This is a genomic window from Flavobacterium hankyongi (assembly GCF_036840915.1).
GTDB classification, from domain to species: Bacteria; Bacteroidota; Bacteroidia; order Flavobacteriales; family Flavobacteriaceae; genus Flavobacterium; species Flavobacterium hankyongi.
Genome location: NZ_CP085725.1, coordinates 2,741,412 through 2,756,291 on the forward strand (window position 1 = coordinate 2,741,412; position 14,880 = coordinate 2,756,291).

16 protein-coding genes are annotated in these 14,880 nt (G+C 32.5%); 6 read left to right on the forward strand and 10 right to left on the reverse strand.

Going from position 1 to position 14,880, the window contains the following annotated elements; translation table 11 throughout:
* Positions 1–5 precede the first annotated feature (5 nt).
* The 4 genes from LJY17_RS12520 to LJY17_RS12535 are packed head-to-tail and all read right to left on the reverse strand — an operon-like array spanning position 6 to position 2,974.
* The gene (locus LJY17_RS12520) at positions 6–866 is read right to left on the reverse strand and encodes a YicC/YloC family endoribonuclease (protein WP_264544159.1); all 861 of its coding nucleotides are present in this window, start codon (positions 864–866) and stop codon (positions 6–8) included.
* 59 nt (positions 867–925) lie between these two features.
* A complete protein-coding gene (locus LJY17_RS12525) occupies positions 926–1,825 on the reverse strand; it encodes a DMT family transporter (protein ID WP_264544160.1) in 900 nt (299 codons plus the stop codon).
* Positions 1,818–2,174, reverse strand: coding sequence for an arsenate reductase family protein (locus LJY17_RS12530; RefSeq protein ID WP_264544161.1), 357 nt, complete (start codon positions 2,172–2,174; stop codon positions 1,818–1,820). Before LJY17_RS12530 ends, LJY17_RS12525 begins: the two co-directional genes overlap by 8 nt.
* Entirely contained in the window at positions 2,174–2,974 is an 801-nt protein-coding gene (locus tag LJY17_RS12535; RefSeq protein WP_264544162.1) for a DUF3298 and DUF4163 domain-containing protein, read from the reverse strand. The genes LJY17_RS12530 and LJY17_RS12535 overlap by 1 nt, the downstream gene beginning before the upstream one ends.
* Positions 2,975–3,061: 87 nt before the next feature.
* Here LJY17_RS12535 and LJY17_RS12540 point away from each other — a divergent pair, with 87 nt between their 5' ends.
* Positions 3,062–3,499: an acyl-CoA thioesterase gene (locus LJY17_RS12540; protein WP_264544163.1), complete on the forward strand. Its 438-nt coding sequence runs from the start codon at positions 3,062–3,064 to the stop codon at positions 3,497–3,499.
* A 2-nt stretch (positions 3,500–3,501) separates the two neighbouring features.
* The gene (locus LJY17_RS12545) at positions 3,502–3,957 is read left to right on the forward strand and encodes a DinB family protein (RefSeq protein WP_264544164.1); all 456 of its coding nucleotides are present in this window, start codon (positions 3,502–3,504) and stop codon (positions 3,955–3,957) included.
* 59 nt (positions 3,958–4,016) lie between these two features.
* On the opposite strand, the gene LJY17_RS12550 is transcribed toward LJY17_RS12545, so the two are convergent.
* The 5 genes from LJY17_RS12550 to LJY17_RS12570 all read right to left on the reverse strand — a co-directional run bounded on the left by LJY17_RS12550 (position 4,017) and on the right by LJY17_RS12570 (position 8,016).
* The gene (locus LJY17_RS12550) at positions 4,017–4,814 is read right to left on the reverse strand and encodes a YoaK family protein (RefSeq protein WP_264544165.1); all 798 of its coding nucleotides are present in this window, start codon (positions 4,812–4,814) and stop codon (positions 4,017–4,019) included.
* Complete coding sequence (locus LJY17_RS12555) at positions 4,807–5,277, reverse strand: hypothetical protein (protein WP_264544166.1); 471 nt, start codon at positions 5,275–5,277, stop codon at positions 4,807–4,809. Before LJY17_RS12555 ends, LJY17_RS12550 begins: the two co-directional genes overlap by 8 nt.
* Positions 5,278–5,285: 8 nt before the next feature.
* Positions 5,286–5,783 carry a hypothetical protein gene (locus LJY17_RS12560; RefSeq protein WP_264544167.1) on the reverse strand — a complete coding sequence of 166 codons (498 nt, stop codon included), beginning with the start codon at positions 5,781–5,783 and terminating at the stop codon, positions 5,286–5,288.
* Positions 5,784–5,928: 145 nt separating this feature from the next.
* The gene (locus tag LJY17_RS12565) at positions 5,929–7,284 is read right to left on the reverse strand and encodes a HAMP domain-containing sensor histidine kinase (protein ID WP_264544168.1); all 1,356 of its coding nucleotides are present in this window, start codon (positions 7,282–7,284) and stop codon (positions 5,929–5,931) included.
* 27 nt (positions 7,285–7,311) lie between these two features.
* A complete protein-coding gene (locus LJY17_RS12570) occupies positions 7,312–8,016 on the reverse strand; it encodes a response regulator transcription factor (protein ID WP_264544169.1) in 705 nt (234 codons plus the stop codon).
* 107 nt (positions 8,017–8,123) lie between these two features.
* On the opposite strand from LJY17_RS12570, the gene LJY17_RS12575 reads away from it, so the two are divergent.
* A complete protein-coding gene (locus LJY17_RS12575) occupies positions 8,124–9,269 on the forward strand; it encodes a cystathionine gamma-synthase (protein ID WP_264544170.1) in 1,146 nt (381 codons plus the stop codon).
* Between the two features lie 56 nt (positions 9,270–9,325).
* On the opposite strand, the gene LJY17_RS12580 is transcribed toward LJY17_RS12575, so the two are convergent.
* Positions 9,326–10,141, reverse strand: a complete 816-nt coding sequence (locus LJY17_RS12580) for a THC0290_0291 family protein (protein ID WP_264544171.1) — start codon at positions 10,139–10,141, stop codon at positions 9,326–9,328.
* A gap of 204 nt (positions 10,142–10,345) precedes the next feature.
* Between LJY17_RS12580 and gdhA the strand changes: the two genes are divergently transcribed.
* From gdhA to recO, 3 genes are all read left to right on the forward strand, one after another.
* Positions 10,346–11,689, forward strand: a complete 1,344-nt coding sequence (gene gdhA, locus LJY17_RS12585) for an NADP-specific glutamate dehydrogenase (RefSeq protein WP_264544172.1) — start codon at positions 10,346–10,348, stop codon at positions 11,687–11,689.
* A gap of 125 nt (positions 11,690–11,814) precedes the next feature.
* Entirely contained in the window at positions 11,815–14,097 is a 2,283-nt protein-coding gene (locus LJY17_RS12590) for a T9SS type A sorting domain-containing protein (protein WP_264544173.1), read from the forward strand.
* Positions 14,097–14,810 carry a DNA repair protein RecO gene (gene recO / locus LJY17_RS12595; RefSeq protein WP_264544174.1) on the forward strand — a complete coding sequence of 238 codons (714 nt, stop codon included), beginning with the start codon at positions 14,097–14,099 and terminating at the stop codon, positions 14,808–14,810. Before LJY17_RS12590 ends, recO begins: the two co-directional genes overlap by 1 nt.
* The last annotated feature ends 70 nt before the right edge of the window (positions 14,811–14,880 follow it).

The following is a 14,880-nucleotide window of genomic DNA, read 5'->3' on the forward strand; positions in this document are numbered from 1 at the left end:
AAGTTTTAAAGAACATTAAGCACTTGCTCTTTTATTTTTTCCAATTCATCTTTCATCATTACCACTAATTTTTGCATTTCTGAGTGATTTGATTTAGATCCCATGGTGTTTATTTCACGACCCATTTCCTGAGTAATGAATCCTAGTTTTCGACCGTTTGCTTCATTACTTTTTAAGGTTTCTAGGAAATAATCTAAATGATTGCCAAGTCGAACTTTTTCTTCAGTAATATCATATTTTTCCAAATAGAAAATCAATTCTTGCTCGAAACGATTTTCATCTACATTTGCTTGAAGTTCATCTAATGCAGTGCGAAGTCTTGTTTTTACAGTTTCTACTCGTTCTGCATCGTAGGCAACGGCATCATTCATCAATTGTCGAATATTCGAAATTCGTGTTTTGAATTCGTTTTCAAGAGATTGTCCTTCATCTTTTCTGAATTGGTTGATGCCAATTAAAGCTTCATTAATTACTTTTTGGATTTCGTTCCATTCATTTTCATCAATTTCTTCACGCTCAGTTTTTAAAGCGTCAGGCATACGAACTGCCATTTTCATTAACTCGGTTGCATCTGCTTCAGGAAGTATTTCCTTCATTTGCGCAATATAGGCTTTTACGATAGGTGCATTGATTTTTGAAGAAGTTTCTTCTCCAGTAACTTCTATATATAACGAAAAGTCAATTTTTCCTCTTTCTAATTGTTGAGAAATTTGATTACGCAAGCCTAATTCCATCTCACGATACGCTGATGGCATACGCACATTTAAATCCAGACCTTTGCTGTTTAATGATTTTAATTCAACAGTAATTTTTTTTGTGGTTAATTGCAAAGATGCTTTACCAAAACCTGTCATTGATTGTATCATAAGCGAAAAATAAGGTGTAAAGATAGTGTTTTTTAGTTTTCAGAAATTGTAACAACTGATTACTGTTTGCTTACAGCTGTTTGCTTTTTTTGTGTCACTAAATAAATTCCAATAAAGATTAATAAAGCAGAACCAATTTTAACCCAGCTCAATTCATCTTTTCCCAATCCAATGGCAAAAATAGAAGCAAAAAGCGGTTGTAAGTAGATAAATACTGCCACTGTTGTGGGTTTTAGTTCTTTCATCGAAAGCAAATTCAGTAGATAAGTCAGGAAGGTCGAAAAAATAACTACAAAGCCTATTTTTAAGTAAGCAGATGTAGGCACAATTGTCCAGTCTACCGCTTGAAATTCGCTCCAGCCAAAAGGTATAACCATTAGAAATCCAAAGAAATAAATCCATTTTACAAAAGAAATCGCTTTGTACTTATCCATTAGCTTTTTGACAATGATGAGATAAAAGCCATACGAAACAGCATTTACAAATACCAAGAAATTACCCAACATGGCATTGGGTGCATTGACCATCGATTTTCCGTAGAGTATTAAAGTTACAGTTCCAGCCAGACCTAGCAAAATACCTAGTATTTTTCGATTTTCCATCCTTTCTTTTATAAGTATGGCAGAAAGAACCAATACAATCATAGGGGTAGTAACCATTAAAACAGCTCCCATTATGGGAGAAGTATAGCTTAGTCCTTTAAAAAAAGTGAGCATATTAAAAGCAATTCCAAAAAAAGAAGCAGCAATGATTCTTGGAAAATCTGTTTTTTCAATTTTTTCTGTTTTAACAAATAAAGTAGAAAGCCAGAATAACAACATTGAACCTCCAACTCGAAGGAATATAAATCCGAAAGCATCAATATATTTTGGCATAACATCTTTGGCAATCGTAAAAGTCACACCATAAATAATGGATACCAATGTAGCGGCAATAAGCGCCCAATTTCTTTTACTCATTGCTCAAAAATTGAATAGCTGCGTCAACAGTTTTAGCACTGTTTCCAACAAATATTTTACCATCAACAATAATTACTGGACGAGATAAAAAGGTGTAGTGTTCTAAAATATATCTTTTAAAGTCGGCTTCAGTAAGTTTTTCATCTTTCAGTCCCATTTCTTTATATAGAGTAGCTCTTTTACTGAAAAGGACTTCATAACTACCAGCCATTTGTTGCATTTCTTCTACTTGTTTAACCGTCATAGGCTCAGTCTTTATGTCTTGTAGTTCGAAAGTGTCAAGATGAGGTAATGATTTAAGTATACGCTGACAAGTACTGCACGTTTTTAAGTAATATATTTTTCTCATTATTTTATTTTTAAATATTTCTCAGCTTCTTTGTAAGGGATTAATAATACAATTGGGCCTTCTGCATAAGAAGCAACTTCGTATTGATTGTAAACTAATTCTATTCCTTTTTTAGTCAGGAAGATGTTTTTAGGTAAATGAAATTTTTCATCAGTAAACCAATATCCAGTTTCATTGATGTTGACATTTTTAGGAACTTCTTGTTGTTTTCTAAATTTCTGTTCGGCTAATTTTGTAAATCCCTTAAGGTCGGAAAACAAGTTTTCTTTTTTGATTTGTTTGCCAGTTTTAGCATCAATTAAAAAGGAAAGTGAAGCGTCATTACCGTGTGCACCACCTGTAAAGGCATAGTAGCTGATCGTTACGTTTATTAATTTGGGCGATTGATAGTTAATTGATGCGTGGCCAATAGCTTCCCAAGCAGTACTATATTCAGAGTCTTCTTTTAGATAGTCATTATATTCTGTTATGAAAGTAGAACAGATGGCATCGAAATTTTTGGGTTCATGAAGCGTATCGTTTGTGAATATCGAATGGAATTTTTTTAATAGTAACTTATTGATACTGTCTGTAACCACAGATTTTGTTTTTGAAACTGGGATTTCAATTTCTATTTTGGTAGTATCAGATTTGTATACGCTATACTTTTCGAACTTTTTTATGTCAAAAGCTAAAGTGTCAATATTTGATTTTGAAGCTTCAAATTCAGTGTTTGTTTTTTTGATATTAATAGTTGGGTTTTCTTTTTTGCAACTAATAAAAAAACTGGCAAGAAGGATAAAGTACAATGATTTTATCACGTTAAAAATTATTTAAATTGTTCTACAAAATTAACTTTTTAACTTTACGGTTGGAGGTTTTGGTTTACTTTTGAAAAAAAATAATTTATGGGTATTTTTACAAAAGAGATTTCTATTCGCTGGTCAGATCTTGATCCTAATTTTCATATGCGCCACAGTGCTTTTTACGATTTTGGGGCACAGCACCGTATCGAAGTTTTAGAGCAACATGGTTTGACCATGAAAGTGATGCAACAACAGTTTTTTGGTCCAGTTTTGTTCCGAGAAGAAGCAATTTTTAGAAAAGAAATTCATTTAAGTGATACAATTACGATTACAACTAAGATGGGAAAAATGAAAGCAGATGCTTCGCGTTGGACTATCGTTCATGAACTGAGAAATCAAAGAGATGAACTTTGTGCAGTGATTAGTGTTGACGGAGCTTGGATGGATACAAAGTTGAGAAAATTAGCAAGTCCAACACCGCAAATTGTTGTAGATGTAATGAATGCTTTCCCTAAAACTGAAGATTTTATACAATTATAACTATGCAAACAACTTTTAAAATTAACCTTTTATCACGTAATGTTCTTTTGAAATTTCTTGAAGATCATACACTGGAACAACTAAATAAAGTTCCAGAAGGATTTAGTAATAATTTGATATGGAATATTGGTCATATAGTAGTCGTACAACAAATGCTGGTTTACAGATTGTCAGGATTGCCTATGGTGATTTCAGATGCAATGGTTGCTAAATACATGAGAGGGACAAAACCCGAAACCGATGTGAGTCAAGAAGAAGTTGAGGAAATCAAATTGTTGTTATTTACAACTTTAGAACAATCTAAAAAAGATTTTGAAAACGATATTTTCAAAACCTATACCGAATTTACTACATCAACTGGATATACGGTTACAAGTGCAAAGGATGCGATAGAATTTAATAATTACCACGAAGGAATGCATACTGGAATTATGATGCAAATCAAAAAATTTCTTTAATAATGTTAAAACTCCCCAAAAGAAAAAACAAAAAATCTCTCAGGGGAGTTTCTCTTGAATTAAGCAACTCTTTCTTCTTTTTTAAGAATGATATTTTCTTTTAGTTCTACAACTGGAAGCTTAAGCTTAAATAGTTTTCGTTTATGCAAGTAAATTTTCAAACGTAGCTTGTATAAATCGTATACAATAATTACTACTAGTACTGAACTTACAAGGTAAAACATTTTGAATTCTAGATACCTATAGGTGAATCCTGCCAGCACTGCACCTATAAGGTAAAACACGGTTATTGATAATAATAGTTTAGCTCTTTGTTTTAATGTTTTGTTATTTCTAAATTCTTTCTTAGTAAACATTGAGAACAAAATTCCTAAATCGGTTGTTGTTCCAGTTAAATGTGTTGTTTTGATTGAGAAGTTAGAAATACTTGCTGTTAAGCCGTTTTGCAACCCCATCGCAAATAACATAATTGCCAAAAGTATTTCAGTTTCTGCTAAAGTTTCTCTATAAAAATGGTCTCCATAAATACTAACAGTGATTAGGCACACTATTTCAAGTATTAATGGTATAGAGTGAGCAATATAACTGTTCTTATGGTTAAGATGTATTACAGCAAGGTTTGAGATGAAACTTCCCATGAAGAATAATAAAATCCAAGACAAAACGACAACGGTCTGGTAAATATTACCTTTTGCTATTTCTGAAGCTAAAACGGCATAATGCCCTGTTATATTTGACGAGAATGAAAAAAATAGCAGTAGCGAACCGATATTAATCATTCCGGCAGAGAAAGCGGATAAAGAACCGAGTTTAAGGTTGTCAGAATGCGATCTACTGTTACTGTATTTTCTAAGCATTTTTATTTAGTTTTTCAAATGTTAAGCGGACAATACCGCGTATATCTGTGTTTGTGTTGAAATTGAGTACAAGTCTGTCGTTTGAAATTTCTGTAAGAGTATAATGTTCTAAGGTGTTATCATTGTATTTTAACTCAAGAATATTTCCTCTTCCTTTGATGTTCCAGGTTAACTCTTTTGTAGTGTCTTTCCCTTTAAGAATTAATTTTTTGTTAGACTTAAAAATCCACTTTTCAGTTTTATGTATGACTAGGTTTTGACTAGCAATTTCTTTAACATAATTAGAAAGGTTTTTAAAGTCCTTACTTACAGTATCGTTTTTATCGACTTTTTCATATTCCCAAACTGATTCTTTCCAAACGCCCTCAATCTTTTTTTCTGGATTCTCGGCCATGCTTGTCATAACTGTAAGACACAAAATTATCAGCAATGGAAGACTTATGTATTTTAAAATAATTTTCATTGTTTTAATTAACTAATTGAAACCTGATTCAAGAAGACTTCGGTAATTTTTCCTTTTTCCTGTTGCAGAGTTTCAGTATTTGTATTTAATGTAATTACCTCGACATTCGATTTTCTAATGAATGGACTTAAGTCAAAGCTTTTTCTATTTGAGAGTTTTTGTTTTCTATTAGCAATAAAAATCGTTTCAACCTTATTTGCTTTTAAATAGCTATTAAAGGCAGTTTGATTATAGCCAGTAAATAGATCTATTTTAAACGAGTTAATTTGGGAGTCAAATTTGTTACAAAGTACTTCGTAGGCTTCTTCAAATTCATTGTTTGTTAAAGAATCTATTTGTTTCATTTTTGAAAAAAATAGAAGTTCTCGTATTGAATCATTCAATGTTAAACCGTGTAGTAAAATAATATCTAGACTTGTATCTGATGAATTATTAGTTAAAACCGTTTTTAAAGTGTTTAAAGAATTAACGGTAAAATCAGTTGGTATTAAAATTGTCTTTCTCATGCTTCTTTTTATTTATTGTTTACAGAGCAAAATTAGAAGCAGAGTATTAGAGCATTATTAAAGTTACATTAGAATGTTATTAGAATTTTGAGATAAGATTAAAATGAGATTAGAAAAGCTTATAGAAAAGTTAAAATAGTCCTGTCTAACTTAATGTTTTAATTGATGGAAGTGTAATTTGAACAGTTGTTCCTTGATTTTCTATTGAAGTTACCAGTATTTTTCCGTTGTGCATGCGTATAATGTTTCTAGTCAACGGAAGACCAATCCCATAACCTTCATAGTTTTTAGTGTTTGAAGCCCTAAAGAATGGATCATAAATATATTTTATTTCGTTTTCAGGTATACCAATACCTTTATCTTTAATGATGATGTAAACATAATCATCAGATGCCCCTATCGATACTGTTACATGGTTATCAGAATATTTACAAGCGTTGCTTATAATGTTGCTAAATGCCAGATGTAGCAATTGAATATTTCCGTTTACCTTTAGTTTTAAAGGATTTTCTGGCAGTAACTCCATATCGAGATGTATCTTGTTTTTGCTGTTTAAGGTGTCAAGATTTTCTTTTACATCCCAGATAAGTTGATCAATGCGTACTTTTTCGAATTTCTGTACCTTACCATTGAATCCAGTTTGTGCAAGGAATAAAAGGGCCTTTGTTTTATTGTCGAGCTTTTCAGCTTCCTGTAGAATTATTTTTAAGGCTTCTACATACTCTTCTGTTTGTCTTGGCTTAGCTAAAACTACGTCGGCCTCACCTATTATGGCGGTCAACGGAGTTCTTAATTCATGTGAGGCATTGCTGATGAAGTTGTTTTGCGTTTCAAATGAAGTTTCAATTCGATCGAGCATGTCATTGAATGTGCTTGTAAGTTCATAGAGTTCATCTTTAGCAGTATCTTCGCTCAAACGTAGGTGCAAGTTTTCAGAACTTATCTCTTTTACCTTTTCAGTTATAGCTGAAATAGGTTTAAAAATATTTTTAGAATAATAAACAGCAATATATAATAAAAGTAGAAATGCTGCGGTGATTGCAAAAAGCATTGTCTTGATTAAGTTTTCGGCCTGATTAATTTCAAAGTAATTTTCAGCAACCGTTATAACAATGAAGTCACTTTTTTTAGATTTGTATTTTATTCCCTTGTAAAGATATTCGTTAGTTACAAATCGTGCCTGACCTTTTTTTATCACATCTTTGAAAAACAATTCATCAACTCCTACTTTTTTTGATTCACTAATTATATCTAGCTTGTCATTTATAGGAATAAAAAAATCTTTTTCGTGAGGTAGTTTATCTGAAGGTTCTTCTTTTGAGAAATTAGTTTCTCCTGCAAATCTTTCTTTAGCCACTTTATTTGCTCTTGCTTCTAATAATCGGAATAAATAATCTTCTGAATAGTTAGAAACTGTAGCATAAATGAAAATGCCGAATAGAAAAATAACTATTAAGAAAGGAATTAGAAATAGTAAAATGATTCTTGAGTTTTTTTTCATAAATCAGCTGCCTTTCATTGCGTATTGTTAATTCTCACGTAATACATAACCCATGCCTATAACAGTATGAATTATCTTATCATCCGACTTTGTATCTACTTTTTTTCTAAGATAGTTGATGTATACGTCTACCACATTAGTGCCTAAATCATAGTCAACTCCCCAAACGGCCTCTAGGATGTCCATTCTTGAAAGAACTTTGTTTTTGTTTTTTAGTAAATGTAGCAATAGCTTGTATTCGGTTGAGGTCAAAGATACTTCTTCATTTTCAAGTGTGACTGTTTTGGTATAGTCATTTATTTTTAAAGTGTTGAAGGTGTATAAATGATCAGAAGTTATATTTTCGTCGTTTTGAGAAATAGTTTGTCCTGAAGAACGTCTCAGTAGTGTTTTGATACGGGCTACAAGTTCAATGAATTTAAATGGTTTTACCAAATAATCATCTGCCCCATTTTCTAGCCCTAAAACTATGTTTTCTGATGTGCCTAGTGCAGTTAAAAATAAAATAGGAATTGTTTGATTTTTACTGCGAATTGATTTGCAAACCTCCAGCCCATTCATTTCAGGTAGCATAATATCTAAAATAACCAAATCAAAATTATTTTCGAGTGCCAATTGCAAACCTGTTTTACCATCAAAGGCAACACTAACCTCAAATCCTTCTTCAGTGAGTCCCTTTTTAATAAAAGAAACAACATGGGCCTCATCTTCAACTAAAAGTATTTTTTTCATGGGTGATGTGCTTCAATCGGAGGGATTAGTCTTAAAATTATTTTAAAAGAGAAGGCAAGTTAAAAAAAATACTACGAAGTTAATACCTTTGTAAAAAATAATAAATTATGAAATTTAACACAAAAGCGATACATGGTGGTCAACACCATGAAAAAGTAACTGGAGCAGTTATGCCTCCAGTATTTCAAACATCTACTTTTGCTCAAGTTTCTCCTGGGCAACCAGTAGGAGAATACGAATATAGCCGTGCAGCCAATCCAACTCGTCAAGCTTTAGAAGATGCTTTGGCTTCAATCGAAAATGGAGCAAGAGGTTTGGCTTTTGCATCAGGATTAGCAGCTACAGATTGTTTACTTCGTTTGTTTAAAGCAGGTGATGAAATCATTGCTATGGACGATTTATATGGAGGAACATATCGTTTATTTACTCGTTTGTACAAGGATAGCGGAATCAAATTCCACTTTGTTGATATGAATGATTTGGAAGGTTTTCAAAAATTAATTAACGAAAACACGAAGTTGGTTTGGGTTGAAACACCTACAAATCCATTGATGAAATTAGCTGATATTGCTGCGATTGCACAGATTACTAAAAAGCATAATATTCTTTTTGCAGTTGACAATACGTTTGCTACACCATACCTTCAAAAACCGTTGGATTTAGGAGCTGATATTGTAATGCACTCGGCAACAAAATATTTAGGAGGTCATAGTGATGTAATTGCTGGTGCTTTAATAATAAAAGATAAGGTACTTGGTGATGAATTACACTTTAAACAATTTGCTACTGGTGGAACATTAGGTCCAATGGATAGCTTTTTGGTATTACGTGGAATTAAAACACTTCACTTACGAGTACAACGTCATTGCGAAAATGGAGTAAAAGTGGCAGAGTTTCTTCAAAATCATCCAAAAGTAGAAAAAGTGTATTATCCAGGATTAGAAAATCATCCGTTTCATGAGATTGCTAAAAAACAAATGATAGGTGGTTTTGGAGGTATGGTAACTTTTACTTTCAAAACAGGCGCTAAAGCAGATGCAATTAGCTTTCTTGAAAAATTAAAAGTGTTTACATTGGCTGAATCTTTAGGAGGTGTAGAATCATTAGCTAATCATCCTGCCTTGATGACTCACGCTTCAATCCCAGAAGACAAACGTAAAGAAATCGGTATTACTGATGATTTGGTTCGTTTGAGTGTAGGTGTAGAAGATGCAGAGGATTTAATTGAAGATTTAAAACAGGCATTAGCTTAAAAAAATAAAGCCCCACTTAAGCGGGGCTTTATTTTTATGTTGATTTTAGGTTTTATTTAATTTATGTAATAAATATATCCAAAATTTAACCAAACATTCCAATCGTTAGACTTGTTTTCTGGATATAATGTTGGGTTTGGATTTAGACCATCAACCCAATTTGAAAAATAGTATTGCCAACGCAAATCTACAATTAAATCTGATAAGGGGGTTAATTTGTATCTACTTCCTACACTTCCTACAACAGACCAAGTTGTTCCTTTGTCATTAGAAAAACCGTGTCTTTTCCCTTCGGATGCTTGCCAATACTTATAATAAATATTATCTTCTTCTAAAAGTTTTCCGTTCCCATATGATGTTTCAACTGTAGGGCTAAAAAAACTGTACTGAGCCCCTAAACTAACAAAAGGTGCTAAACTTCCTGTTGAAGCAGTAAAATCTCGAATACTTAATGGGTAAAACTCTAACTGCATACCAATATTAGTCACGGCTGTACTACCAGTCATTTGTTTTAGTTTTCTCGCGTCTTCTGATTTCACTAATTTTTCAGGAGTAACCCATTCACCAAAATGGTTTAATTTTGTTTTGTTATATGATAATTCTGATCTTACTTTAAAGTGATCATTAAAATAATTTTCGGGAGTATAACAATTACAATCTGCTCTATATGAAAAATTTAGGTAATGAATTAAACCCACACCTATACCAGTATTACCTGAATTTGTTTCAAAATCATTGCGAACACCATAATCTGATTGAAAGGCAACAGGGCCTGCAATTAGACCAAGCTCATGCGAGAAACCAAACTGGGCTTGAATGGTTTGAATAGATCCAATTAATAATAAGGCGGTTAAGCTAATAAATTTAGTCATATAGTGAATATTTAATTCATCAACGACAAATATATAAAAACATCAACGACCTCAAAACAAAATCTTAAAAAAAACAAAAATTTAATATTTCTTTTATTTTGATTGTGTACTTGTTAGTAAAAAAAGTATGTCGGTATTTTTATAAAATGTATATTTGCTCCTCCAAACGAAAACGTTTTCACAACGTATATAAAATTTAAAATTATGTCACCAAGTATTAATGCTTTTGTCGAAGCAGTTGCAAAAAACAATCCAAATGAGCCTGAGTTTTTGCAAGCAGTTATGGAAGTTGCAGAAACTGTAATTCCGTTCATTGAAAAAACCCCAAAATATCAAGGGAAAATGTTACTTGAGCGTATGGTTGAACCAGAAAGAGTAATGATGTTCCGTGTGGCTTGGATTGACGATAAAGGTCAAACACAAGTAAATAAAGGATACCGTATCCAAATGAACTCTGCAATTGGTCCTTACAAAGGAGGTTTGCGTTTTCACCCTTCTGTTAATTTAAGTATTTTAAAATTCTTAGCTTTCGAACAGGTTTTCAAGAATTCATTAACTACATTGCCTATGGGTGGTGGTAAAGGAGGTTCTAACTTTGATCCTAAAGGAAAATCAGATACTGAAATTATGCGTTTTTGTCAAGCATTTATGACTGAGTTAGCTCGTCATATTGGTGCTGATACTGACGTTCCAGCTGGAGATATTGGAGTTGGAGGACGTGAAGTAGGCTATATGTATGGTCAATATAAAAAATTACGTAACGAATTTACAGGAGTTTTAACAGGTAAGGGGATCACTTTTGGAGGTTCATTAATTCGTCCTGAAGCAACTGGTTACGGAGATGTGTATTTTGCACAAAACATGTTGGCTACTAAAGGAGAAAGCTTTGCAGGTAAAACTGTTGTAGTTTCAGGTTCTGGGAACGTAGCACAATATGCTATCGAAAAAGCAACTCAATTAGGAGCAAAAGTTGTTACCGCTTCAGATTCTTCTGGATATATCTATGATGCTGATGGTATTGATGCTGCTAAATTAGGGTATATCATGGAAATCAAAAATGTTAACTACGGACGTATTTCTGATTACTTGAAAAAATATCCAAATGCTAAATTTGTTGAAGGAAAACGTCCTTGGGAAGTAAAATGTGATATCGCATTGCCATGTGCTACTCAAAATGAATTAAATGGAGAAGAAGCTCAAGTTTTAGTGAGTAACGGATGTATTTGTGTAGCTGAAGGAGCTAATATGCCTTCAACTCCAGAGGCAGTTGAGGTTTTCTTGAAAAACAAAATTTTATTTGCACCTGGTAAAGCATCAAATGCTGGTGGTGTAGCTACTTCAGGTCTTGAAATGTCTCAAAACTCATTGCGTTTAAGTTGGACAAGAGAAGAGGTTGACCAAAGATTACAAAGAATTATGAGTGATATTCATGAGGCTTGTGTTACTTATGGTAAAGATGAAAATGGATTCGTAGACTATGTTAAAGGAGCAAATATTGCTGGTTTCGTAAAAGTTGCTGACGCTATGTTAGCTCAAGGTGTTGTTTAATTTATTAAAGATTACAATATTTATAAAAGGTTCTGCTATAAGCAGGACTTTTTTTATGTGTAAAATATTAAAATTTAAAACCTGTCGTTTTTATCTATATTTGTAACATAATCAATCCTTTTTGAATGAAAAATTTCTTTATAATAATTTTTAGTTTTTTCTTTTCTAATTTGATGATTTCTCAGCAGAATAGTGTTTGGAAAGGATATTTTTCATATAATTCAATTAAAGATATATCACAAAGTACAACTACTTTTTATGGGGCAGCCGAAAATGCTTATTTTAAGAGAAATGTAGCTACAAATGAAATTTCAACCACGTCCACTATAGAAGGGCTTTCGGGGCAAACAATAACTCAAATATACTATAGTGAAGCCTACAAGAAAACCATTATTGGGCATGTTGATGGTCTTTTAGTTGTGGTTAATGAAAAAGACGGTTCAATGCTTAATGTTGTTGATATTGTTAACAAGCCATCGGTACCACCTAATATGAAAAAAGTTAACCATATTAACGAGTATAATGGTAAGCTTTATATTGCAACAGATTTTGGAATTTGTGTTTTTGATTTAGCAACTTCAGAATTTGGAGATACTTATTTTATTGGCTCAAATGGCTCAAATATTCAAATTCTTCAAACGGCAGTTTCTAACAACACCATATATGCAGTAGCCAATGGTTATGGACTTTTAAGTGCATCAGTAAATAATCCCAATCTTGTCGATTACAATCAATGGACAATGACAGCTTCAGGAAATTGGGCAAGTGTAACGACAACAGCTACTGATGTTGCTTTGATAAATTTAAGTGGCCAGCTTTATAAATTAGTTGGAAATTCGCCAGTGTATTTAACTGCACTTAATCAAATGTCACTTGATGCTAGATTTTCAGAAAGTAATTATGTGGTTACTACACAAAATTATGTTTATGTTTTTGATAGTCAGTTGAATGAGATTTTTAGAATAAATAACTCTGCCGATTCTACAACGCATTTTACCTGTGCTACTGTTTTAAGTGACAAAGTTTATATTGGGACTCAAGAAAGAGGAGTGATAACGACTACCCAAACGAATACAACAGCGTTTCAAAATATTTCACCTAACGGTCCTGATAGAAATAGGATTTTTGCTGTCAAATCATTTTCTAATGGTGTTTGGGCAGTTTATGGAGATCATACAATTTATTATAACCCTCATCCATTGGACGCATTGAGTGTAAGTCGTTTTGAAGAAAAAGTGGGGTGGGTTTCTACTCCTTATTCGAGTCTTTTTGGTGCAAAATCTATTGTAAGAATAGAAACTCATCCTAATGATGAAAAAAAGGTCTTTTTTAGCTCATATCATTCTGGACTTTTAAAGTTTGATAATAATTTACCAAGTACACTTTATGATGCTACAAATAGTAGCCTACAAGCTTATTTGCCATTACAGCCAACAGAGAATATTAGAGTAAACGGATTAGGTTTTGATAAGAGTAATAACTTATGGGTTACAAATTCACTAGCTACAAATCCGATTAATGTTTTAAGATCTAATGGTCAATGGCAAGGTTATAGTTTATCGGTGCTTCAAAATCCAGCTGTTGTTAGTTATGGAAGAATAGCAGTCGATAAAAATAATACGAAATGGATTTGTTCAAACAGTGCTGGGATTATTGGTTTTAATGAAAACTATAATAATAGATGTTTAAGAATGACTGAAGGAAGTGATTCGGGAAATCTACCAACAAGTGATGTAAGAGCAGTGGCGGTTGATAATAAAAATAAACTTTGGATAGGAACTGCCTATGGACTTCGAGTATTGTCTAGTGTCGATTCTTTTTTAACTCAAGATAAATTAACCGCAAACTCAATAATAATTTTGGAAGATGGTTTGGCGCAAGAGCTACTATATAATCAATTTATTACTGATATAGTGGTAGATGGTGCAAATAATAAATGGATTGGTACTGCTGGTGCTGGGGTTTTTTATATTTCAGATGATGGTCAAAAAACATTTAATATTTTCACTAAAGAGAACTCTCCTTTGCCTAATAATACGATCAATGATATTGAGATTAATAAAGTTACCGGCGAAGTTTTTATAGCTACAGAAAGTGGTATGGTTTCGTTTAGAGGGTCAGCAACTTCAGGAACAGATGATTTAGAAAATGTTGTTGTTTTTCCAAATCCGGTAAGACCAGAGTTTGGAGGTAATGTTGCTGTTTCTGGTTTGATGGATAAAGCAAATGTAAAAATCACAGATATTGAAGGTAATTTGGTCTTCGAGGCTATTTCTGAAGGAGGTACCGTGCTTTGGGATACTAGAAACTTTCGTGGAAGCAAAGTAGCTTCTGGTGTTTATATGGTTTTGATTTCTGCAGAAAGTGGTGAAAAAACCAAAGTTAAAAAAGTTATGATTGTGCGATAATGTTGGTAAAAACCAAAGCTATTGTTTTGAGTGCATTAAAATATCAGGAAAAATCACTGATAGTAAAGTGTTTTACACAATCAGAAGGGTTGAAGAGTTATTTCGTACCCAGTGCTTTTTCAACTAAAAAATCGAGTCAGCGAATTGCTTATTTTCAGCCGTTGAATATTCTTGAAATTGAAGCCAATCATAAAAATAAAGGATCATTAGAGCATTTTAAAGAAGTTAAGATTTCAGTTCCTTATCAAACATTAAATCTGGAAATAGTTAAAAGTACCATCGTTATTTTTCTTTCAGAAGTGTTGCATCATGCCATCAAAGAAGAAGAAAAAAACGAGTCGCTTTTTGCTTTTCTCGAAACCGCTTTGATTTGGTTAGATACTCATGATGAAATTGCTAATTTCCACCTTATTTTACTGCTTGAAATTACAAAATTTCTGGGGTTTTATCCTGATGACTCACAAATTAATTTTCCTTTTTTTGATATAAGCGAAGGGCATTTTGCTCTTCATCAATCCATGAACTGTATCAACATGCAGGAAACACTTTTGCTTAAAAAATTATTGGAATTAAAATTCGATAGTTCACAAAAATTTTTCACTGCTTCAGAACGTCAAATATTGCTTAAAATCCTTTTGGATTACTATGTAATTCACTTGGTTGGATTTAAAAAACCAAAGTCGCTGGAAGTATTAAAAGAAGTTTTTTCGTAACATTTATTTTTCTTTCGTTAAACTCTTAGATTTTTAACCATTTTTTACCTTTCTTTCTTTGGCTATTGCC

Coding starts and splice junctions, on each gene's coding strand:
- LJY17_RS12520 (WP_264544159.1), bottom strand. CDS start 866: ATGATACAATCAATGACAGGTTTTGGTAAAGCATCTTTGCAATTAACC.
- LJY17_RS12525 (WP_264544160.1), bottom strand. CDS start 1,825: ATGAGTAAAAGAAATTGGGCGCTTATTGCCGCTACATTGGTATCCATT.
- LJY17_RS12530 (WP_264544161.1), bottom strand. CDS start 2,174: ATGAGAAAAATATATTACTTAAAAACGTGCAGTACTTGTCAGCGTATA.
- LJY17_RS12540 (WP_264544163.1), top strand. CDS start 3,062: ATGGGTATTTTTACAAAAGAGATTTCTATTCGCTGGTCAGATCTTGAT.
- LJY17_RS12545 (WP_264544164.1), top strand. CDS start 3,502: ATGCAAACAACTTTTAAAATTAACCTTTTATCACGTAATGTTCTTTTG.
- LJY17_RS12550 (WP_264544165.1), bottom strand. CDS start 4,814: ATGCTTAGAAAATACAGTAACAGTAGATCGCATTCTGACAACCTTAAA.
- LJY17_RS12555 (WP_264544166.1), bottom strand. CDS start 5,277: ATGAAAATTATTTTAAAATACATAAGTCTTCCATTGCTGATAATTTTG.
- LJY17_RS12560 (WP_264544167.1), bottom strand. CDS start 5,783: ATGAGAAAGACAATTTTAATACCAACTGATTTTACCGTTAATTCTTTA.
- LJY17_RS12565 (WP_264544168.1), bottom strand. CDS start 7,284: ATGAAAAAAAACTCAAGAATCATTTTACTATTTCTAATTCCTTTCTTA.
- LJY17_RS12570 (WP_264544169.1), bottom strand. CDS start 8,016: ATGAAAAAAATACTTTTAGTTGAAGATGAGGCCCATGTTGTTTCTTTT.
- LJY17_RS12575 (WP_264544170.1), top strand. CDS start 8,124: ATGAAATTTAACACAAAAGCGATACATGGTGGTCAACACCATGAAAAA.
- LJY17_RS12580 (WP_264544171.1), bottom strand. CDS start 10,141: ATGACTAAATTTATTAGCTTAACCGCCTTATTATTAATTGGATCTATT.
- gdhA (WP_264544172.1), top strand. CDS start 10,346: ATGTCACCAAGTATTAATGCTTTTGTCGAAGCAGTTGCAAAAAACAAT.
- LJY17_RS12590 (WP_264544173.1), top strand. CDS start 11,815: ATGAAAAATTTCTTTATAATAATTTTTAGTTTTTTCTTTTCTAATTTG.
- recO (WP_264544174.1), top strand. CDS start 14,097: ATGTTGGTAAAAACCAAAGCTATTGTTTTGAGTGCATTAAAATATCAG.